Genomic DNA, 21,565 nt, shown 5'->3' on the forward strand with positions numbered 1-21,565 from the left:
AATAAGTAATATAACCTCCGCTGTCGCGAGTTTCTAACTCGTGTGCCAAATAAAAGAAAAAACCACTGTTTTTAGGCGGTGGTTTTTAGTATGATCCTGTCTTGTACCAATCGGCAGCCAGCATATCAACAGCAAGCTAGGAAAAGGAAAAGATGTAGGATTATTTAACTGTGCATGGTTAATCATTCCTTACGGAGCCGGAGGTTCTTCTATTAATGAAAAGGTAGTAGCTAAAGAAAAACTGGAAGCCAATACCACTGCGAGTTTAGCCATTATGGCAGCGAACGGAATTACACCACCTCCTAACTACGGACAAAACGCAGGATATACAGAAAATTGTGTACCTTCGTATACAGGCGTGGAAGAGAAGGATACCTATTGGTGCCATCCTGACCACCTTGGCAGTAGTTCTTTTATTACCGGTTTAGATGGAGAAGTAACCCAAAATATCGAGTATTTCCCAAGCGGAGAGGTTTTTGTGGAGAATCATAAGAATTCTTATAATACATCTTACAAGTTTAATGGTAAAGAGCAGGATGATGAGACGGGATACTATTACTATGGCGCGAGATATTATAATCCTAGAGTGAGCCTTTGGTTGAATGTGGATCCGTTGGCGGAGAAAATGCCGAGCTGGTCGCCGTACAGTTATAGCTTTAATAATCCGGTGAAGTTTATTGATCCAGATGGAAGGTATCCTATTTTACCTTTGGTAGGAACAATAGCTACATTTTTAAAGACCTTCAATAACACTCCTTCTAGGATGGGTACTCTTTCTGGTACAAATGCTGCTGCTGCTATGTCAAGATTAGGGAATACAGAATTTAATTGGAGTCAAGGAAGAAGTCTCCCTACTAATACTGCTTACTTTAATAACAGAGATGGAAGGTATGTTTATACCACTGCAGGGGGATGGATTGATATGGTACATTTTTTATTCTATGCGGGGAGAGCTTATAACTATAAATTAGAAAAAGCTCAAGCTCAAGCTGAAGTTTTGAAAAGTGGAGGTTCTGTATCTCTCAGAACTTTAGATAGATCTAAAATGAATCCTGTTGGAGAATCTTTACAGGATGGATATATGCAAGAAGCGTCTGACGTAATGTTTGCAGCACATTCAGCATATAGTTATGAGGATTTGCCGAGTGATAAATTTGGTGCTGAATTTGGTGCAAATTATTTTGATCCTAAAAGTAAATTATCATTTGGAGAGCAATTACAAAATTATATGAATTCATTAGGAGCAACGGATCCTAAAAATGCACCTAATTATAATGAGCTTCCTAAACAAGATAATCTCAAATCTCCACCTAGAAAAAATTATAACAAAAAACCAGTATATATTAAAGGAGATACAGGAGGCTCAAATGATAAGCCTTGTACATTATGTCAACCAACTAGAGCAAGACAATAATATAAAGTATGATGAAAATTTTTAATACTTTGCTATTTAATATTTTATTATTAGCAGTAAGTTGTACATCTAAGAATATAAAGGAGGCAAACCAAATTATTCATAAAGTAGAGGAGTATAGAAAGTTAGAAAATAGGCTTCCTGATAACCTTAATGCTATAGGAATAAAAGAAACAGAAGAGGGACCTGTTTTTTATAAAAAAATAGATTCATTAAATTATATTGTTTGGATACAAGCCAATTCTTCAGTAGGAGACTCTAAAATTTATTATTCTGACAGTAAAAAATGGGAAGAAGGATATAGAAAAATCAAAACCTCTCATTGAGTGTGTAAGCCCCCTGCTGCCGCGAGTTTCTAGCTCGTGTGCCAGATAAAAGAAAAAACCACTGCTTTTGGCGGTGGTTTTTAGTATAAGCTTGTCTTATATGTCGAGTATCTTGCTAGTGCTCAGAATAAGAATAAAATCCTTGCAACAGTAAGGTTTTTGTTATTTAATCTAATTCTTTTAATTTTATAATATGTGCAGAAAATACAAGTTTCATGAAAAAAGAAGCTTTTACAAGCTTTGCCGCGGCATATTAATCCAAATTTAAAATATAAAACAATGAAAAAGTTTATCGTATTATTCAGAGAACCTGATGGTAGGTCAATACAGCATTCTGAAGATGACATTAAAGTTCATCAGGAAAATTGGAAGAACTGGTTTTCAACCTGGGGACAAAAGGGAAAGCTGGAAGGAGGGAGTGGATTGACCTTAGAAGGAAGAATTATAAAAGATGGAAATACAGTGTCAAATGAAATTTATAAGAATCATAATGAAATCGTTGGAGGGTATTTGCTGCTGAACTGTACTGGTTTTGATGAAGCGGTAGAAATAATGAAAACCTGTCCTATTTACGAGTTTGATGGTTATGCAGAAATCAGAGAACTGCAAAATCAGGATTAAAAAGTCTTTGAAGGATGAGCATTACAATTAATTATATACAATCAGTGGGGATTACGTAAAAAAAATCTGCTGAATCTGAAAATCTGCGAGAAAAGATGGAATATATCGGAGAATTTTTCTTCGATACGAAGGGATATTTCTACACTGTTTATACAATTTCAATCCTTATATTTGATCTATGAAAAAAACAGGTATACTCACATTATTTTTAGTTGTTTTCAATACAGGGTATCATGCACAAATGAAATCTTTACCAAAACTGGAAGCCGGAGTTTCTTATGATCTGGCCCAGTTTCGAAAGAATACATTAAGTGAAATTATATATGAGCTCAACCTGAAAATTCCGGAAAACAAATCGGAAAGGATTGCAGGAACAGAGATGTTATCCTTCAACTATAAAAAGCAAAATGATGCCCCGTTACAGATCGATTTTAAAGAAGAACCCTCTTCTTTAATGGCTGTATCTGTAAACGGACAGTCCATACAACCTGTTATGGAAAATGAACATGTGATTATTGATGCAAAATACCTGAAATCAGGAGCTAATCAGATTCATTTTACCTTTCTTGCCGGAAACGGTGCTCTTAACAGACGTGACGGATACCTGTATGCCTTATTTGTGCCGGATCGTGCACGAACTATGTTCCCATGTTTTGATCAGCCTAACCTGAAAGCGAAGTATTCTTTAACCTTAACTATTCCTGAAAAATGGAGCGCTATAGCCAATGGAAAACTGAAAGAAACTACTGTACAACAGGGGAAAAAAACGCTGCAGTTTAACCAATCAGATCTTATTCCTACCTATCTGTTTTCTTTTGCTGCCGGGGATTTTAAAAACTTTACAGAGAAAATCAGTGAACAGGATTCCAGAATGTTATACCGTGAAACCGATTCTGTGAAAATTAAAAGCAGTATGGATTCCATTTACACCCTGTACCGGAATTCTCTTGATTATTATGAAAAATGGACAGGTATTAAGCATCCTTTTCAAAAACATGGAATGGTTGTCATTCCCGATTTTCAATTCGGTGGAATGGAACATCCCGGAGCCATTTTATTTCAAAATTCTACCTTGTTTTTAGATCAGAATGCTACCCAAAATCAATTGAATAACCGTTCCAATCTTATTGCCCACGAAGTTGCCCATCTCTGGTTTGGAGATATGGTGACCATGGATTGGTTCAACGATGTCTGGATGAAAGAGGTATTTGCCAATTTTATGGCAGATAAAAGTACCGGAGCTTCTGCAGATAAAAGCGTATATGACCTGAAGTTTCTAACGACGCACTTTCCGGCGGCTTATGGAGTAGACCGTACCTTGGGAGCCAATCCAATCCGGCAGGTTTTAGATAACCTGAAAAATGCAGGAATGATGTACGGTTCGATTATTTACAACAAGGCACCGATTATGATGCGTCAGCTAGAGTTACTGATTGGGGAAGAAAATTTCAAAAAAGGAGTGAGTGAATACCTTAAAAAATATGCCTACAGCAATGCAACGTGGCCGGACCTGATCACAATCCTTGATCAACATACTCCGGAAGACTTACAAAGCTGGAATAAAGTATGGGTGAATGATCCCGGAAGACCCGTGATTGATTACGATATACAATATAAAGGCAATACAATAGACCGTTTCACCATCTCTCAACATCCGGAGTACGGGAAAGAGCAGAAAGTATGGCCACAGGAGTTTCAGATAAGCTTATTTTACACAGATAAAGTAGAAAAAGTGAATGTGAAGCTATCAGGAAAGCACCAGGAAATATCAGCATTTAAAGGAAAAACAAAACCTCTTTTTATCCTGCAAAACTCATCAGGAACAGGGTATGGAGTGTTTGGAATTGATAAAGCAATGATGCTCAACTTTTCTGTAATAAAAGATCCGGTAAACCGGGCAAGTGCTTATATTTCGTTGTATGAAAATATGCTGGCGGGGTCAGGTGTTTCCCCATTAGAATTATTTCAGTTTTTTGCAGGAGAATTGCAAAAAGAAAATACAGAGCTGAATCTTCGTTTGATCACCGGATATATTTCTACTATTTACTGGGAATTTTTACCGGAAAATATGCGATTGAGAGAATCCGAAAATATAGAAAATAAGCTATGGGAAGCATTACAGGTACAGAAAGCTAAGAACAATAAGAAAATTTTATTTGATAGCTATCAAAACATTTTCCAGTCTCAAAAGGCATATGATAATCTGTTTACCATTTGGAAATCCCAAACTCCGCCACAAGATGTATTTCTTAATGATGAGGACTTTACAAGCCTTGCGCTTTCTTTATCTCTACGAAGTACCAATAATAATGATTTGTTGCAAGAACAACTGACCAGAATTAAAAATCCGGATCGGGTAAATCGTTTTAAAATTATTATGCAGGCGGCTTCATCGGATCAAAAAGTTCGTGACGAGTTTTTTAATGGGCTTATGCAAAAACAGAACAGAGTGAATGAATCTGCTGTGGGGGCGGCATTGGGGTATTTACATCATCCTTTAAGGCAACAGACCTCTGTTAATTATCTTCCGAAGACTTTAGATGTATTACAGGAAATTCAAAAAACAGGAGACATTTTCTTTCCGGATAATTGGCTTCGTTCTACGTTTAGCAGCTATCAGACCCCAAAAGCACTTGATATTGTGAATCAGTTTCTTTCACAGAATCCGGATTATAATGCCGTTCTGAAGAATAAAATTTTGCAGGCTACAGATAATCTGAGAAGAGCACAAAACTTGGTGAAATAGAATATTTCCCGCAGGTTTTATAAACATAGCTGATCAGAAATATTTCTGTTCGCAGTATAAAAAAACTCTGATTTTAAACTTATGCGCTCTTTTCAACTCAATGCTTTTAACTTAAAATACTAAACTGTTCAAAAAACTTTTTGTGGTTTTAATTTTAACCACAGATGACCCAGATATTCACAGATGTTTGTAGATAATTTTTTGTTCGCTGATTATCCGGGTATAACTGATTATAAAAAGTCTTTGATTTTTAAACTTCTGTGTACTTCTCGCCGCAATGTTTTTAACTTAAAAAGACTAAAGTGTCAAAACTTTTGTGACTTTTATGGTTTTAATTTTAACCACAGATGACCCAGATATTCACAGATGTTTATGGATAATAAAAACTTAGTGTTCAAAGGCTTTTGTAACTTTGACTTCATCAAATCTTCGATTGTGTTTGTTTTCTAAAATCTGAAAATTCATCCTTGAAGTACAGGTTGTATTTGCCGTATAACAGTCTGTGCATCATTCTTCCATTTTTTAAAAAATAACTATCTTCGGCTTCATAAAAAAAATGATATGCAAGTATATGAAGGGATTTCTGTGGGGTTGTATCTATTGCTAATGATAGGTATAGGCATATATTCTTATAGAAAATCAACAAGTAATTCAGAAGAATTTTTAATAGGGGGACGAAAGATGGGCGCTGCTGTTACGGCATTGTCTGCAGGTGCTGCTGATATGAGCGGATGGTTGCTGATGGGAGTTCCGGGAGCCATGTATTTATCCGGGATTTCAAGTTCGTGGATTGCAATTGGCTTAACGATAGGGGCTTTTCTCAACTATATCATTGTAGCACCAAGGCTCAGAATTTATACAGAAGTTGCTCAGAATGCCATTACCTTACCCGTGTTTTTTGAAAACAGATTTAAAAATAAAAATCATCTCCTGAAGATCACTTCTTCTATTTTTATTCTGGTGTTTTTCACCCTTTATACTTCAGCTGGTATGGTATCCGGAGGAAAGCTGTTTGAATCTGCTTTTGGAATGGATTATACGGTAGGGTTGCTGCTAACCAGTTTAGTGGTAGTTTTATATACCTTTTTAGGAGGATTCCTGGCAGTAAGTCTTACAGATTTTGTACAGGGAACCATTATGGTTCTGGCATTGGTGATTGTACCGCTTGTAGCCATTTCCCAGATTGGAGGTTTTGGAGAAACATTCTCATTAATCCAGGCAAAAGATCCTAAATACCTGGATTTATTCCGGGGAACCACTACTGTGAGTATTGTGTCTTTATTAGCCTGGGGCTTAGGGTACTGTGGGCAGCCTCATATTTTGGTGCGTTTTATGGCGATTGATAAGCCAAAAGATCTTGTGAAAGCAAGAAGAATCGGGATTACTTGGATGATCTTTACGGTTGCCGGAGCTCTGGCTATTGGTTTGGTAGGAATTGCTTATCTGCAAAAATTTGACCTGGAAACCATGATGAAATTTGATGGATCGAAGACGGAAGCAGAAACTATCTTTATTTATTTCTCCCGTATCTTATTTCATCCGTTTATTGCGGGATTCCTGCTCACTGCTATTTTAGCTGCTGTAATGAGTACTATTTCTTCCCAACTACTGGTAACGTCCAGCTCATTAACGGAAGATATTTATAAAGCCTTTCTAAACAAAAAAGCCACTCCAAAGCAACTATTGATTGCCAGCAGACTCTCCGTTTTATTGGTTGCCGTGATTGCTGTCCTTTTATCATTGAATCCTAAAGATAGCATCCTTAATCTGGTTGGGAATGCCTGGGCTGGTTTCGGTTCTGCATTCGGGCCATTGATCCTGCTATCCCTATTGTGGAAAAAAACAACATGGCAGGGAGGCCTTGCCGGAATGCTGGTAGGTGGGATTACGGTACTGGCCTGGGTTTACCTTCAGCATCCGTTGAAAGAATGGTATGAAATAATACCGGGATTCGTTTTATCTTTACTGACCAACATTATTGTTTCATTATCAACCTATAAGCCTGATATAATCATCGAAAATGAATTTGATGAAGTTAAAAAAATCATGCAGGAATAAAAAATGATGTGATTAAATAAAAAAATATAGGCTGTCTCAAACGTTAGACAGCCTATATTTTTAAGCTATACTAGCTGGCTTTTCACAGTATATTTTGAAAACTCTTCCCGGTCATGATATCCGAAAACTTCTATCTCTGGATGTTCATTAATGAGTTTTTTTATTTTTACCATAGATTCCAGACGTCTTGTGTTGTCATCTGCTCTGGAAGCTGCGAGTTCTCCGGCAGGATGTTGTTCATCTTCCAGTTCTGCTCTCAGATAATAGGCATCTCCTACATATAAAATCCATTTTTCTTCCCATCGGATAGCAACTCCACAATGGCCTAAAGTGTGGCCGAATAAAGGAATTAAAAAGATTTCAGTTTCTGAGGAAGCATCAACTTTCCTTGCTTCCAGCCCAAACCAATGCTGATCTGAAGCCGGATACTCTTTAACAAGAGGATGATGGGCAAGATGACCTTGCAGATAGCGGGGATTTTCACTGTAAAAATTGATCAATTCTTCCGTGGAAACATGAACTGTAGCATGGGGGAAATCTGCAAGGCCACCTGTATGATCCGGATCCAGATGGCTCAAAACACAATCTTTTACGTGGGCTGGATCTAGTCCTAGTTTCTGAATTTGATGGAAAGCTGTCCGCTCCATATCCAGCTGAAAACCTACAGCTTCTATCAATTCAGCGCCAAGCCTTTCATTAGGATGTTCTACATCCTGGACACCCACTCCGGTATCAATCAGCAGCAGGTTATCATCTTCTTCAATCAGCAAACAGTGGCCGATAACGTCATTGTTCATAGGTATTGAAATCTTTACACAGTTAAGATGATGTATTCTTTTCATATTTTTATGTTGGTTAAACTTCATAACAAGATACTCAATAAAACGTAAATGTGCTGATGGTTTGGAAATTAAAAAATAGTATACCTGATAAACTTTACTTGTATTGATACTGTTTTGAACATTTAAATTTTTATATCTTTATTTTTATAAACCTTTCTCAAAAGGGGTCGAAGCTAAAAATCAGGGTACAGGATTAGGCCTCGGTTACGATGGGAAAAGTGCTGTATCAGCTTTAACAGACAATACCAGCTTGTCTTGTCAGCAGGACGGGTTTTCAGAATCTGAGGCATACAGGTATCACGATGTAAAATATTGCTCTCGATAAAACAAATAGAATTAGCAGATAATAAAACAAAATATGTCAGAATTATATATCATGACCGGAGGTCCCGGTGCAGGAAAAACAACCCTGTTGACTGAACTTGAAAAAAAAGGTTTTATCACGGTGCCTGAAGAAGGACGGAGAATTATCAAAGAGCAAATGAGCGTCGATGGAAACGCTTTACCATGGATGAACAAAGAAAAATTTGCAGCACTGATGTTCGAAGCGTCTGTAGAGACTTACAAGAAAATGAGTGAAATGCCAGATGGAAAAACAATTTTTTTTGATCGTGGAATACTGGATACGATAGGATATATGAGGCTGGAAAAAATCCCTGTTCCTGAAGTGATGGAACTCAAAGCCCGCAGAATGGCCTATCATAATAATGTTTTTATTCTCCCTCCCTGGAAAGAAATTTATGAAAATGATCCGGAAAGAAAGCAAACCTTCGAAGTAGCAATGTCTACGTTTGAATGTATGCTGGCAATCTATCAGGAATATGGTTATAATACCATTGAAGTACCCAGGCTTAAACTCGAACAACGAGCCAGGTTTATTCTTGATATTATTAAAACAAGATGCTGAATCCCGGAGCTTTGGATCAATAATTATTGTACCTGAAAAGAGCATATCCAGGTTCCTTCAAAGCGAACTGCTATTTTGATGGCTAATTATTCAATAATGGTCTTGGGTCGAATACAACTTTTAAAGAATGAATTTTCCCATCAGTAATTTCATACCATCCTGAGGTTAATATTATCTTTTCGCCCATATTGATATTATACCAGAAGCACACGTCTTCCCCTGAAGTAAAGGTTTGAAGAATTTCATATTTGAATTTCATTTTTTTCATATCACTGATATAAACGGAAGCACCTTCTCTGCTGCCTAATACCCCGTTGAATTTAAAATCAGGAGCAAGACAGCTTTCTGCCTTTTCAAAATTCTCTTCATTCAGGTATTGAATAAACTTTTCTGCTACGTTAACTGTATTATTCATAACTATTTTTTGTAAAGCTAATAAGTTTTTTCCGGTTTTGTTTGTGACGCCCGTCATAAAATGTCTTAGAAGTTATCATTGTCACAATTGATAATGACAATAGCTAGCCTCATATATTTAATATGAAAGCATAGTGAACTATAAAATGATTAATATACGGATTAAACCAATCTTTATGGTAATTCTATTTCACTCCTGTTAAAAAGGTGATTCTGCTTTTGGCATAAGAAATCTGTTCATTTTCTTTTTCCTGGTCAGGTTTGTTTTTGAGGTAGAGCTGATAATAGCTTACCGCATTTTTAGGCTGTTTGAGGTTAATATCATAAAGAAGTCCTAAACGGTAATAAATGATATTGCTTGGACCAAAAGTAAGACCTCTTTTATAAGCTGTTATCGCATCATTATATTTATTTTCAGCTTCATATATACCTGCAAGTGCTGCGTAATAAAGCGTAGTGTGATCAGAGATGGCTTCATCTATAGTTTTTTGGGCATAGAGAGCAGCTTTATTATAATCTTTCAGTTCGCGGTAGCTTAAAGCCATATAATATAAAGTTCCTTCATTTTGTACTCCCTGTTCTTCCAGCGTTGTATACAGATTAATGCATTTCTGATAGTCTTTCAGATAGAAATAAGCCTGACCCAGCTCATTGATGATATTGGGATCAGCATTGATTTTTAATAATCTTTCCCCTGTTTCAACAACTTCGGAGTATTTACCCAATTGGTTAGCCAATGGTAACTGGGCCTGTTGCAGGCTGAAGTTTTCCATATCAGCAGAAATAGCTGTCTTTAATACATCATAAGCCTGCTGGTATTGTCTGAGTTCACGGTAAACCATAGACAGGTCATAGGCCACATCAGGATCAGTGGCATTCAGGGTATTGGCTTTTGTAAGGAGCTTAAGTTTGGCTTCAGAGGTATCTTCATAAGCAGCAAGTTGTTTGTAGGCGCTGAAGTTATTAGTATCCAGCTGAATGATTTGCTGAAGGTATGATTTTGCTTTGAACGCATTTCCCCGTTTGGAATTGATGCCGGCCAGGCTAAATAACGTGGATAAGTTATCAGGTTGCAGGGTATTAATTTTCAGATAGCTTTTTTCTGCATCAGATAATTTACCGGCCATCAGTTGACAATAGGCGATCTGGCTTAGTCCCTTTATATCCTGTGTGTCTTCGGTGTATATACTTTGCAGATAACGGGCTGCATCAGCATAGCGTTGAGTTTCATAATACTCCAGAAGCTTTTCAGAATCAATTTTTGCAGACTGGGCGGTCATGTTTAAAAAGCTGATCAGGGCGATAAGCAGGAAAAGTCTGATTTTCATCATTATTAATTTTTATCTAAATTATCAGTTATTTGATAAGATTCCAAATTTTGATCCTGATTATTGATGCAGCTCTGCTTTTGTGGCTATTCAGGCTAAGGTTATTCGTATATTAGCCGCTAAAAAATAATAATGACCAAACCTTTCATTATTCCGTTGTTACTGTGGGTCAATTTCGCTTATGCTCAAACCAGTTTCGAAGTGAAACCGGGAGATACCCTGAAATATTCTCCCCGATCTGCAAAACCTGTCTGGATATCAGTTCAGTCTGCCGAAGCTAATATGGCTGTAGCACTGTTTGTTGACGGTAAAAAAGTAAAAGAACAGGATGATTCCAGAGGAATAAAAAGTGTTGAACGATTACATTATAAACCGGAAAAAGGCCGGAAATACGAGTTTAAAATTTGGGCCAAATCCTATATTCAAAAAAGCAAACCGGCAAAAGTTTCTATCAATGAATCCAAAAATGCAGAGAGGCTGGAAACATATTTTAGTCCGGATCAACTGATAGAAGACCTTCACGTGTTCCGTTCTATCAGAGAGCAGGTGAATTCGGGGTTATATGTATACAGAAGCAAAAAACAAATTGACAGCATGTATCAGCAGGCCGAAACAGAAATCAGAAACAGTAAAACCATCTTTGACTTTTATAAAGTGATTGCCAGGCTTACCGGATTTGAAGGCAGCTGTCATAATTATACTGATCTGCCTAACCATGCTTCTTATTATCTGACGCGGAAACCGGAATACCTGCCCGTTACTTTAAAGAATATTGACGGCCGCTTGTTGCAGGATTCAAAAGATGTGGCATTGCCTCTTGGTGCGGAAATACTTTCCATCAACGGGATTCCCGCAAAAGAAATAATCAGCCGTTTTGCCCAATATTATTTTTCTGATGGATTTTCCACACCCTATAAAGAAACTACCGGCTTTGAAAGAGGAATGCTTGATAAATTTTATATAGAATTCGGAACACACAAAAATTATGTGATCAATTATCGATGGAAAGGGCAGGATCATGAGGTTTCTTTACCGGGAATATCTTTTGAAAATTTCAAAAAACTTCAGGATTCACGTCATTCATTGGCATTTGATAAGAAATTGCTCTCTGAAAAATACAGTTTTACTAAAGAAGGGCAGGGGATATACCGCTTATCTTTAAGAAGCTTTGATTTTGCGGTCGATAAAGAAGATCCGGCCTATAAAAAATTCAGTATTTTTCTTGATCAGATGATGGATACACTTGAAAAGGAAAACATCGAAAACCTGATTATTGATTTAAGAGGAAACACAGGCGGCACAGGAGCCTTGTATGAGAAAGTTTTTTCTTACCTTACTGCAAGGCCATTCCGGGACAGTCAATATGCCTATACAAAATTTAATGAAGTACCCATGGAGGAAAAACTGGTGATCACTCCTCTTTTTCTGTCTAATGGAGTACATGATAAACAAGGATTAAATGCTTATCTGAAGCAGCTGTATCCGAAAGCTGTTCAGGGAAAATATTATTGGGCGGATGATAAGAATCCCTCAATTTTACCTGCGGAAAAAACTTTTAAAGGCCAGATTTACCTGTTAACAGATCAACGTGTAGCCTCGGCAGCATCACACCTTGCCTCATTGATCAAATCCTACACGAATGCCATTGTTATTGGGAAAGAAACAGTAGGAGGGTATTACGAGCACAACGGACATCTTCCTCTTGTATATGAGCTCCCTAATACCGGGATTCAGACCGGTTTTTCCATTGTTCATGTTATCCAGGATGCCCAAAGTCTTCCGGATCAGAAAAAAGGGCAGGGGATTATTCCCCATATTGAAGTTTATCAGTCTGATCAGGAATTTTTAGAACAAACAGATGTCTATCTGAAGAAAGTTTCTGAACTTATGAAAAAGTAAAAGAATAAGATAACGGGGTCTTGCTGTTTGCCGGTGAGATCCCTGTCAATTTTAGCAGTATTATAGTGGAAGGAATCATTTAATCAATGACTTCAGAATACTTGAACGCTACTATATAAAGTCGTAGAATTACTACAAAATTTCAGATTAGGATTGAAAAATTTTCAGAATCTAATTGTCCACTCTATATTTGTGTTACCATCATATAATTACAAAATAGTATTAATCATCAATAAGCAGATTGAAATCCAATCCTATAGGACTTAAAGTGATCATTTGATTGGAATCAATTATTGGCTTAGAATTAAATACCCTTCATTGAATATGAAAAAAATATTTTCTGAACTTAAAGGCTTTGTTATCTATAGTCCGGAGCTTTTAACGCAATATTTACAGGAACATCATCTTCCGGGCAATAATATCCTGAAATATTTTGTAGAGAATGAACATGGAGACGAAATTACCAAAGCAGGGATTGCTATCCCCGTTATAGGAGTGGAAGAAGACTATTACTCCTTCCGGATCTCAACTCAAGGAGAACATATTTTAAATGATCATGAGATAGCTACCCAGTCAGAAGGCTGGATTTTTCAAAGTGCCAGTCATGAGGTGAAAATTGTAGGAATCGGCTACCTTAAAGATATATCTTCCATTAATGAAGAAAATAGCATCACCTTGCCTTTAGAAAATGGCTGGTTCTCTTTACAAATACTTGCCGGCAACAAAGACGGGGAAAGACTCTTTGAACTCCATATGCAGAGACACGAAGAAAAACCGGAATTTAAAGGTGATGTTAGCACAGAGTATTACTATGGATAAAGAAATTAGATTAACAGAATATTTTAATAATAATGAATTGTTTTCTAAACAATTGATGTTTAGAACTTCATCCGGAACAGATGTTCATATTATAAAAAGAAAATAAAAGGAACATTTTTTTCTTGATAAAATATTTTGTCAGTAATAAAAAACTTTCTATATTTGCACCACTGAAAACGACGATATAGTCGCACTTCAGGAGAGTTGGCAGAGTGGTCGATTGCGGCAGTCTTGAAAACTGTTGACTGTAACAGGTCCGGGGGTTCGAATCCCTCACTCTCCGCAATAATAAAATGAAAACCTACTGATGGCAGTAGGTTTTTACTTTTTAAGATTTTCCCTATATCCAACTTTTGCGCTTGATCCTTGATCTCCCATTAACAAATATTTTAATTTTAGTTATGTATAAATCTTGTAAAACTGCCTTTAACAGGTTGGTTTATTACGTTATTATTCTATTTGTTCAAATTGTTGAAAAATTTTACTAGTATAAGATTCTGTGGCCGTCAAGTTTTATAATCTCACTATTGGCCATTTTTCTTACGGTCCTGATAACAGTCTCTACCCTTAACCCGGTAAGGTCAGCAATTTGCTGGCGGGTAAGTTCTATCGGAAAAGAATGCCGGCAGTCATCATCATGATAACTCTTGAGATAATCCAGTAACCCTTTCAGACGTTGAGCTGCATCAGATGACGCCATATTGTTCACCATTAAAATATTGTAATATAATCTTTGTGACAGGCACATATTCATTTCCAGTGAAAGATCGGGTTTTTTCTTTAGCATATCCATAAAATTATTTTTAGACATTCTCACTACTTCTGTTGTCTGTAAACTTATGGCATTGATAGGAGAGAGCTTTTCGATAAAAAGTAACGGATCCCCAAAACTTTGATTTTTTCCTAAAATATTCTGGATAAACTCTTTTCCGTTTTCATTATAGATATTTAGTTTTACCCTCCCGCTGATAATCTGGAAATAATATTGTGGGTATTCACCTTCCCTGAAAATAAGATCTTTAGCACTATAGATAACATTTTCGCCTCCAAATGAATGAAGAATACTCTCATCGATATTCATACAACTTACCGTTTTTTTCATAGACTAATTTTTCCTGAAAAGTAGGAATAAGCTTTCAAAAAAAATAATAAATAATTCAATCTTTCCGCTATGGATATTTTTAATCATAAATATGATGTGGAATATATAGGATAAACATTTAAAAAATGCTATTTTTTGAAATATTGTGAGTATTTTTGGAGCTAAAGTACCTATAATTAATTATTGATTTTAACTTCTATGATTTTAATTGTTGATGACAATCAAAGTAATCTTTATTCATTGCAAAAATTACTTGAATCTAAAGATTTTCAGGTAGAAACAGCCAGTTCCGGGGAAGAAGCTCTTGGTAAAGCCTTGAAAAATGACTATGCCTTAATTATTCTAGATGTTCAGATGCCGGATATGGATGGTTTTGAAGTTGCTGAAACCCTGGCAGACTACAGTAAAACGAAAGAAGTTCCCATCATATTTTTATCCGCTGTCAATACAGATAAAAAATTCATAACACGGGGGTATGCCTCCGGAGCAAAAGATTATGTAACCAAACCTGTAGATCCTGAAATTCTTTTACTTAAGGTGAAGACTTTCTATAGCCTTCAGGAGCAAAACATGGCTATGAAAAAGACCCAGCAGAATCTTGAGCTGGAAGTGAAGGGAAGGCGCGAATCGCAAGTGACGATGAAGTCTCAGATAGATCATTTTCATTTAATGCTGGAATCCCTTCCTCAGATTGCATTTACATTGAATGAAACCGGAACCGTTGATTTTGTTAACGGTAAGTGGTACCAATATTCAGACTCTGAACAGCATTTTCCGGAAGCCCATCCGGACGACCCTGTCATCAGTGAGGAATTTGAAAGATGCAGGAGAAAAGGAAAAGCATTAGAATTGGAGATCAGGATTAAAAATGTCATTTCAGGTGATTACCGCTATCATTTGCTTAGGGTAACTCCTGTATATGATGAAGAGCGTATCAAAAACTGGGTAGGAACTTTTACCGATATTGATGACCAGAAAAAAGTAGAAAAAGAAAAAGATGAGTTTTTAAGCATTGCAAGCCATGAATTAAAAACTCCTTTAACCAGCATTAAAGCATATGTTCAGTTATTGGAAAGAAAACTAAAACTGGATAAAGAAAGCCCGGAAGCTGGATTTGTAATGAAAGTTCAGGGACAGATTGAGAAGCTGAATACGCTGATTACAGATTTGCTGGATGTATCAAAAATTGAAAACGGAAAGCTGAAGATTAATAAGAAACCTGTTAATCTGGAAAATGTTATCAGTAATGCCATTGAAACAATCCTTCAGACCCATGACGAACAGAAAGTAAAAATTGAACGCCACGGGACCAGGCCGGATATTGTAATTCCTTTGGATGAGATCCGTATAGAGCAGGTGTTGATTAACTTTCTGACAAATGCTATTAAATACTCTCCCAATAACAACCAGGTAATTGTTACCACCTTTGTAGATGATGAAGCTCAGGAAGTAAGAGTCAATGTAACTGATTTTGGAATTGGGATTCCTGATTTTAAGCAGGAAGCCGTGTTCAAAAAATTCTATCGTGTGGAAGAATCTTCGCTGCAGTTTCAGGGAATGGGGATTGGACTATTTATCTGTTCTGAAATTATCAAGCAGCATCATGGAAGTGTAGGAGTTTCCAGTAAAGTAAATGAAGGTTCCACCTTCTATTTCACATTACCTTTAAATTAATTTTTATGCCGAAAAAAATTATAAGAAACCTTCAATTTGGAGTAGGACTTTCACTTTTGATTTTAATAACCAGCTCAATAGCTTCCTATTGGAGTATCCGGAACCAGATAAATCACCGGGACAGTCTTTCTAAAAGCAGGCGTTCCGTAATAGCCGTTAAAGATGTATTGGTCGCCTTACTGGATGCGGAAACAGGCAACCGGGGATATCAGCTGACCGGTAGGGAAGACTTCCTTGAGCCATACAAACGCGGTTTAAGAGAATATCCCAGGGCACTGGTGCGTGCAGAATCATTAGGTCTGGAAGACCGGAATCAACTGGAAAGGCTTGCAGGATTAAAAACAGCAGTTAATCAGGTGATGGAAAATCTGAAATATCTGGTTGAGAACAGACGTAAAGGAACTGTAATGACCCAGCAGCAAATCGTTATTGGTAAGAGCTACATGGATCAGTGCCGGAAAATCGTAAGTGATTTTGTACAATACGAAGAAAACCAGGTTGAAATTAAAAACAGAGAACTGAACCGTTCTTCCAACACTACTGTTCTTTTTATAATTTTTTCAGCGTTGGCAGCAATAGTAGTGACTGTTTTCTTTTATATCAAAATGCGGGCAGACCTTATCCGCAGAGATAAGCTGGAGAAAATGCTCAAGGAAAAAGATCAGGAAATGACCCGCAGGGTAAGTGCTATTCAAAAAATTGCAAACAGGGTAGCTAATGGTGATTACAGTGAAAGGGCAGTGGATAATGAACAGGATGATCTCGGAGGTCTTGTAGAATCCCTGAACCATATGACAGAATCTCTCAAGATCTCTTTTGATAGAATTAATAAAAGTGACTGGCGTCAGAAAGGTCTTGCCCTACTGAATGAATCGCTTGTAGGAAATAAATCTGTAAAGGAGGTTTCAGATAAAGCTTTAAGACAATTAATAGAATACGGAAATTGTATCAATGGCTCACTATACCTGTATGATGAAGGAATATTAAAGCTTAATAAGGCATTCGGGCTGGAAGCTAATATGAAAAAAGCCTTTGAGCCGGGAGAAGGAATGGTAGGACAGGCCTTCATTAATGCTAAAACCCAGGTTTACAATAACCTTCATGAAGATGATTTTGTAGTCACCTTCGCCAGCAGCACTATTAAGATTTACGGGATAATATTAATTCCTGTTTTTGCGGACGGACAAGTGATCGGAGTTCTGGAACTGGGTTCAACATCTAACTTTGATGAGGACAGGGTCAACTATTTTGAAGAATGCTGCATCAATATAGGAATTGCATTAAGTGCTGCCAAAGGAAGAGAAAAAGAACAGCAATTATTGGAAGAAACCCAGGCTCAGTCTGAAGAACTGCAGGTACAGCATTCTGAACTCGAAAACCTGAATACGGAATTGGAAGCACAAACGCAAAAACTTCAGGCTTCTGAAGAAGAATTAAAAGTGCAGCAGGAAGAACTGATGCAGGCTAATGCTGAACTGGAAGAGCGTTCAAGACTATTGGAAGAAAAAATCATTTGATTGCAGAACGCAATAATGAAATTCAGAAAAAAGTAGAAGAACTGGCCTTAAGTACAAAATACAAATCTGAATTCCTGGCCAATATGTCCCATGAATTGCGTACTCCTTTGAATTCAATTCTTCTTTTATCACGGCTGATGGTAGAAAACCCTGATGAAAATCTCAACGAAGATCAGGTGGAATCTGCAAGAGTAATTCAAAGCTCCGGAACAAGTTTATTAACATTGATAGATGAAATTCTTGATCTGGCAAAAATAGAATCCGGTAAAATGACCCTGGAATACCAGGATGTGGTTATTGAAGAAATAGTAAAAGATCTGAAGAGCCTTTTCAATCCGGTATTTCAGGAGAAAGCTCTTCAGTTTAATATCCAGATCGACCAGGATGTTCAGAAAGTTATTGAAAGCGACCGTCTTCGCATTGATCAGGTATTAAGGAATTTATTGTCCAATGCCTTAAAATTTACCACGCAGGGAAGCATTGGGTTACACATCAGGAAGCATTCAGAAAAACCTGATTTTATTGTATTTTCAGTAAAAGACACCGGGGTGGGAATTGCAGAAGATAAGCAACAGATTATCTTTGAGGCATTCCAGCAGGCTGACGGGTCTACCAAAAGAAAATTCGGAGGTACCGGTTTGGGGCTCTCTATTAGCCGTGAAATAGCAAGACTTCTCGGGGGTGAGCTCGTTCTGAAAAGTGAACTGAACAAAGGGAGTGAGTTCAGTTTCATCATTCCTGTACATGCGGTTGCCGAAGTGGTTCAGCCTGAAACAGATCAGAACCTGGTGGAAATAATACGGGAAGACGTTGAAGAAATTCAGCATATTCTGGATGAGGGCGAAACCGGATCACTTCCATTGAATACATTGGAAATTCCGGAGGATGTAGCAGATGACAGAGACAAGATCAGGGACGGAGACAAGATTATTCTTATTATAGAAGATGATGTCAATTTCGCAAAAGCCTTGTTAAAATATGCCCATTTACAGAATTATAAAGGAATTGTTGTTGTAAGAGGGGACCATGCATTGTCAGCAGCCCGGAAATATCGTCCGCATGCGATTTTGTTAGATGTTCAGCTGCCTGTAAAGGATGGCTGGGAAGTAATGGACGAATTGAAATCGGATCCTGATACCAAGGCTATCCCGGTACACATGATGTCTGTTCTGCACCTTAAAAAAGAAAGTCTTATGAAAGGTGCTGTAGATTTTATCAATAAGCCGGTTGCCCTGGATAAAATGACGGATGTATTCGGGAAAATTGAAGAAGCACTGAAGAAAGGTCCTCAGAAAGTCCTGATTGTTGAAGAAAATGCCAAACATGCCAGCGCATTATCCTATTTCCTGAGCAATTTTAATATTTCCTTATCTGTAGAGCATAATGTAGAAGACAGTGTAAAGGCACTTACTTCCGATATTATCGACTGTGTTATTCTTGATATCGGAAGCTCAAAAGGAGATGAATATCATGTGATAGAATCAATAAAAAGCTATGACGGGCTGGAAAATCTTCCGATCATTATCTTTACAGAAAATAATCTATCGAGGGAAGAAGAACTGAAAATAAAACAGTATGCAGATTCTATTGTTGTAAAAACAGCACATTCGTATCAAAGAATTTTAGATGAAGTAGGTTTATTCTTACATTTGGTGGAAGAAAAAAATAATGCTTCTGAAAATACTACAGGCAAAGTCCTGGGGTCCTTAACGGAGGTTTTGAGCGGGAAAAAAGTACTTATAACCGACGATGATGTCCGAAATATTTTTTCATTAACAAAAGCCCTTGAAAAGTATAAAGTGGAAGTGATTGTTGCAATGGATGGAAAGCATGCCCTGGAACAGATTCAGCAGAATCCTGATGTGGATGTCGTTTTAATGGATATGATGATGCCGGAAATGGATGGCTATGAAACTATAAAGGAAATCCGGAAAATGCCGCAATTCAAAAGGTTGCCGATTATAGCCATTACCGCCAAATCGATGATCGGAGAACGTGAAAAATGTATTACGGCGGGAGCTTCAGATTACATTTCAAAACCTGTAGATATTGATCAGTTATTATCCTTGCTTCGCGTTTGGTTATATGAAAGTTAAACAGATAAAGTTCTGATGAAGAAGAAAATTTTAATTGTGGACGATGATCCACGTAATATATTTGCATTGAAACTCACCCTGAAAGCCCGTGGATATGCAGTTGAAACCTGTACAACGGCCCAGGAAGCATTTGATATCCTGGGTTCCGGTCATCACTTTTCCGTTGTTCTGATGGATATGATGATGCCGGGAATAGATGGTTATGAAGCAGTCAGGATAATACGGAATACGCCGGAAATAACGAATATTCCGGTTATTGCTGTTACTGCCCAGGCTATGCCGGAAGACCGTCAGAAATGTATGGAGGTAGGCGCTGATGAGTATGTCTCCAAGCCAATTGATGTGGATCTTTTAATAACGACAATAGAAAAATTTTCATAGATGCTGGAACCAAGTATCATAAAAGATCAGGAAGTAGAATATCTGATCAGTGATGTCTATGAGATGTATGGCTATGATTTTTCTGGCTATAGCAGGGCCTCGTTTAAAAGAAGGGTAAACCGGATATGCCTGTTAGACAGATTTACCAGTTTCGCGGAACTCAGATATACCATCATGAATGATCCCGAATATTTAAAACGTTTTGTGGAAGAAGTTACGGTGAATGTTACAGAAATGTTCAGGGATCCCTCTTTTTTTAAAGCTTTGAGAGAGAAAATTTTACCACAGCTTGGTACCTATCCCCTGATCAGGGTTTGGGTGGCAGGTTGCTCAACAGGCGAAGAAGCCTATTCCATAGCCATTCTGCTGAAAGAGGCCGGGCTTTATCATAAATCCCTTATTTATGGTACTGACTTGAACCCTTCTGTACTGGAAGCCGCCAGATCCGGTGTTTTTCCACTACAGCAGATGAAATTGTATTCTGAAAATTATAGACTGTCAGGAGGAATAAAAGATTTCTCGGATTATTATACAGCTAATTATGATAGCGTAAAATTTGACAAGAGCTTACAGGAAAAACTTATTTTATCCACTCATAACCTGGTATCAGACAGTTCTTTTAACAGTTTTCAACTGATTATCTGCAGGAATGTTCTGATTTATTTTGACAGAGAATTGCAGGAAAGAGTATTTCGCCTTTTTGACAACAGTCTGGAAAATTTGGGATTTCTCGCCTTGGGAGCCAAGGAAACACTCAGGTTTTCTACGATTGATAAAAATTATCATCAGGTTGACGGTCAGAAAATCTGGAAAAAGGTTGATCATCATTAATAAGATACACTATGAGGTTATTAAAGGACATAGAATTAATCGTTATCGGAGGATCTGCAGGAAGTCTGCAGGTTATCATTGAGATGATCAAAAATTTAAATGATGCTATACATATCCCGATTGTGCTGGTTATTCACCGCAAAGCCCAGTCAGGTGATGTGTTGCGGGCTTTACTGCAGCAGTTTACCCAAATTCCTGTGGTAGAAGTGGAAGATAAAACCGAAGTCCGGGAGCATGCCATTTATATTGTTCCTGCAGATTATCATTTGCTGTTTGAGAATAAAAGAAATATGTCATTGGACAGTTCAGAAAAAATGAATTATTCCCGTCCTTCAATAGATGTCACTTTCAGGTCTGCAGCGGAGGTTTATAAGGAAAATATGCTTGGAATCCTTTTATCGGGAGCCAATGCTGATGGGGTGGAAGGACTTGGCTACGTTAAGAAATATAATGGCTATGTATGGATTCAGGATCCTGAAACAGCTGAAGTGGAGTATATGCCTAAACATGCTATAGAAGAAATTGATTATGACCTCATTATAAAACCCGGTAATTTGGCGGGTTATATCAATCAATTATTATCTGAATAA

General features: G+C 37.4%; 18 protein-coding genes and 1 tRNA gene. 15 read left to right on the top strand and 4 right to left on the bottom strand.

Annotated features, from left to right (window positions below; all coding sequences use genetic code 11):
- Nucleotides 1–274: 274 nt before the first annotated feature.
- From OK18_RS21750 to putP, 5 genes are all read left to right on the top strand, one after another.
- On the top strand, nt 275–1,414 hold the full coding sequence (locus tag OK18_RS21750; protein WP_053328681.1) for an RHS repeat domain-containing protein: 1,140 nt from the start codon (nt 275–277) through the stop codon (nt 1,412–1,414).
- A gap of 8 nt (nt 1,415–1,422) precedes the next feature.
- A complete protein-coding gene (locus tag OK18_RS16220) occupies nt 1,423–1,740 on the top strand; it encodes a hypothetical protein (protein ID WP_053328682.1) in 318 nt (105 codons plus the stop codon).
- Nucleotides 1,741–2,019: 279 nt separating this feature from the next.
- Entirely contained in the window at nt 2,020–2,361 is a 342-nt protein-coding gene (locus tag OK18_RS16225) for a YciI family protein (protein WP_053328683.1), read from the top strand.
- Nucleotides 2,362–2,539: 178 nt separating this feature from the next.
- Nucleotides 2,540–5,107, top strand: a complete 2,568-nt coding sequence (locus tag OK18_RS16230) for a M1 family aminopeptidase (protein ID WP_053328684.1) — start codon at nt 2,540–2,542, stop codon at nt 5,105–5,107.
- Between the two features lie 561 nt (nt 5,108–5,668).
- Nucleotides 5,669–7,165, top strand: a complete 1,497-nt coding sequence (putP, locus tag OK18_RS16235) for a sodium/proline symporter PutP (RefSeq protein WP_050021204.1) — start codon at nt 5,669–5,671, stop codon at nt 7,163–7,165.
- Nucleotides 7,166–7,230: 65 nt separating this feature from the next.
- Here putP and OK18_RS16240 read toward each other — a convergent pair whose 3' ends face one another.
- Complete coding sequence (locus tag OK18_RS16240) at nt 7,231–8,007, bottom strand: MBL fold metallo-hydrolase (protein WP_053329402.1); 777 nt, start codon at nt 8,005–8,007, stop codon at nt 7,231–7,233.
- A 358-nt stretch (nt 8,008–8,365) separates the two neighbouring features.
- On the opposite strand from OK18_RS16240, the gene OK18_RS16245 reads away from it, so the two are divergent.
- Nucleotides 8,366–8,914 carry an AAA family ATPase gene (locus tag OK18_RS16245; RefSeq protein WP_053328685.1) on the top strand — a complete coding sequence of 183 codons (549 nt, stop codon included), beginning with the start codon at nt 8,366–8,368 and terminating at the stop codon, nt 8,912–8,914.
- Nucleotides 8,915–8,996: 82 nt separating this feature from the next.
- On the opposite strand, the gene OK18_RS16250 is transcribed toward OK18_RS16245, so the two are convergent.
- Nucleotides 8,997–9,329 (bottom strand): nuclear transport factor 2 family protein, encoded by a 333-nt coding sequence (locus OK18_RS16250; protein WP_053329403.1) that lies wholly within the window; start codon nt 9,327–9,329, stop codon nt 8,997–8,999.
- Nucleotides 9,330–9,513: 184 nt separating this feature from the next.
- Complete coding sequence (locus OK18_RS16255) at nt 9,514–10,659, bottom strand: tetratricopeptide repeat protein (RefSeq protein ID WP_082129216.1); 1,146 nt, start codon at nt 10,657–10,659, stop codon at nt 9,514–9,516.
- A gap of 129 nt (nt 10,660–10,788) precedes the next feature.
- Here OK18_RS16255 and OK18_RS16260 point away from each other — a divergent pair, with 129 nt between their 5' ends.
- The 3 genes from OK18_RS16260 (at nt 10,789) to OK18_RS16270 (ending at nt 13,657) form a co-directional block, all read left to right on the top strand.
- Nucleotides 10,789–12,555: a S41 family peptidase gene (locus OK18_RS16260; RefSeq protein WP_053328687.1), complete on the top strand. Its 1,767-nt coding sequence runs from the start codon at nt 10,789–10,791 to the stop codon at nt 12,553–12,555.
- A 324-nt stretch (nt 12,556–12,879) separates the two neighbouring features.
- Nucleotides 12,880–13,374 carry a hypothetical protein gene (locus tag OK18_RS16265; protein ID WP_053328688.1) on the top strand — a complete coding sequence of 165 codons (495 nt, stop codon included), beginning with the start codon at nt 12,880–12,882 and terminating at the stop codon, nt 13,372–13,374.
- Between the two features lie 198 nt (nt 13,375–13,572).
- Nucleotides 13,573–13,657 (top strand) — tRNA-Ser (locus OK18_RS16270).
- A 201-nt stretch (nt 13,658–13,858) separates the two neighbouring features.
- Here the strand turns inward: OK18_RS16270 and OK18_RS16275 are convergent.
- Complete coding sequence (locus OK18_RS16275) at nt 13,859–14,476, bottom strand: Crp/Fnr family transcriptional regulator (protein ID WP_050021198.1); 618 nt, start codon at nt 14,474–14,476, stop codon at nt 13,859–13,861.
- 198 nt (nt 14,477–14,674) lie between these two features.
- Here OK18_RS16275 and OK18_RS16280 point away from each other — a divergent pair, with 198 nt between their 5' ends.
- From OK18_RS16280 to OK18_RS16300, 6 genes are read left to right on the top strand one after another with little or no spacing between them, the layout of a single operon-like run.
- The gene (locus tag OK18_RS16280) at nt 14,675–16,150 is read left to right on the top strand and encodes a hybrid sensor histidine kinase/response regulator (protein ID WP_053328689.1); all 1,476 of its coding nucleotides are present in this window, start codon (nt 14,675–14,677) and stop codon (nt 16,148–16,150) included.
- Between the two features lie 5 nt (nt 16,151–16,155).
- Entirely contained in the window at nt 16,156–17,667 is a 1,512-nt protein-coding gene (locus OK18_RS21755) for a CHASE3 domain-containing protein (protein WP_228377630.1), read from the top strand.
- Complete coding sequence (locus OK18_RS21760; RefSeq protein ID WP_228377631.1) at nt 17,664–19,763, top strand: hybrid sensor histidine kinase/response regulator; 2,100 nt, start codon at nt 17,664–17,666, stop codon at nt 19,761–19,763. Before OK18_RS21755 ends, OK18_RS21760 begins: the two co-directional genes overlap by 4 nt.
- Before the next feature lie 15 nt (nt 19,764–19,778).
- Nucleotides 19,779–20,144, top strand: coding sequence for a response regulator (locus OK18_RS16290; RefSeq protein ID WP_050021197.1), 366 nt, complete (start codon nt 19,779–19,781; stop codon nt 20,142–20,144).
- A complete protein-coding gene (locus tag OK18_RS16295) occupies nt 20,145–20,975 on the top strand; it encodes a CheR family methyltransferase (RefSeq protein ID WP_053328690.1) in 831 nt (276 codons plus the stop codon).
- A gap of 11 nt (nt 20,976–20,986) precedes the next feature.
- Nucleotides 20,987–21,565 (top strand): chemotaxis protein CheB, encoded by a 579-nt coding sequence (locus OK18_RS16300; protein ID WP_053328691.1) that lies wholly within the window; start codon nt 20,987–20,989, stop codon nt 21,563–21,565.

Origin of the sequence: Chryseobacterium gallinarum (assembly GCF_001021975.1) — a bacterium.
GTDB lineage: Bacteria > Bacteroidota > Bacteroidia > Flavobacteriales > Weeksellaceae > Chryseobacterium > Chryseobacterium gallinarum.

Excerpts from the sequence above, each read along its gene's own strand:
- OK18_RS21750 (WP_053328681.1), top strand. The coding sequence starts at position 275 with ATGGCAGCGAACGGAATTACACCACCTCCTAACTACGGACAAAACGCA.
- OK18_RS16220 (WP_053328682.1), top strand. The coding sequence starts at position 1,423 with ATGATGAAAATTTTTAATACTTTGCTATTTAATATTTTATTATTAGCA.
- OK18_RS16225 (WP_053328683.1), top strand. The coding sequence starts at position 2,020 with ATGAAAAAGTTTATCGTATTATTCAGAGAACCTGATGGTAGGTCAATA.
- OK18_RS16230 (WP_053328684.1), top strand. The coding sequence starts at position 2,540 with ATGAAAAAAACAGGTATACTCACATTATTTTTAGTTGTTTTCAATACA.
- putP (WP_050021204.1), top strand. The coding sequence starts at position 5,669 with ATGCAAGTATATGAAGGGATTTCTGTGGGGTTGTATCTATTGCTAATG.
- OK18_RS16240 (WP_053329402.1), bottom strand. The coding sequence starts at position 8,007 with ATGAAAAGAATACATCATCTTAACTGTGTAAAGATTTCAATACCTATG.
- OK18_RS16245 (WP_053328685.1), top strand. The coding sequence starts at position 8,366 with ATGTCAGAATTATATATCATGACCGGAGGTCCCGGTGCAGGAAAAACA.
- OK18_RS16250 (WP_053329403.1), bottom strand. The coding sequence starts at position 9,329 with ATGAATAATACAGTTAACGTAGCAGAAAAGTTTATTCAATACCTGAAT.
- OK18_RS16255 (WP_082129216.1), bottom strand. The coding sequence starts at position 10,659 with ATGATGAAAATCAGACTTTTCCTGCTTATCGCCCTGATCAGCTTTTTA.
- OK18_RS16260 (WP_053328687.1), top strand. The coding sequence starts at position 10,789 with ATGACCAAACCTTTCATTATTCCGTTGTTACTGTGGGTCAATTTCGCT.
- OK18_RS16265 (WP_053328688.1), top strand. The coding sequence starts at position 12,880 with ATGAAAAAAATATTTTCTGAACTTAAAGGCTTTGTTATCTATAGTCCG.
- OK18_RS16275 (WP_050021198.1), bottom strand. The coding sequence starts at position 14,476 with ATGAAAAAAACGGTAAGTTGTATGAATATCGATGAGAGTATTCTTCAT.
- OK18_RS16280 (WP_053328689.1), top strand. The coding sequence starts at position 14,675 with ATGATTTTAATTGTTGATGACAATCAAAGTAATCTTTATTCATTGCAA.
- OK18_RS21755 (WP_228377630.1), top strand. The coding sequence starts at position 16,156 with ATGCCGAAAAAAATTATAAGAAACCTTCAATTTGGAGTAGGACTTTCA.
- OK18_RS16290 (WP_050021197.1), top strand. The coding sequence starts at position 19,779 with ATGAAGAAGAAAATTTTAATTGTGGACGATGATCCACGTAATATATTT.
- OK18_RS16295 (WP_053328690.1), top strand. The coding sequence starts at position 20,145 with ATGCTGGAACCAAGTATCATAAAAGATCAGGAAGTAGAATATCTGATC.
- OK18_RS16300 (WP_053328691.1), top strand. The coding sequence starts at position 20,987 with ATGAGGTTATTAAAGGACATAGAATTAATCGTTATCGGAGGATCTGCA.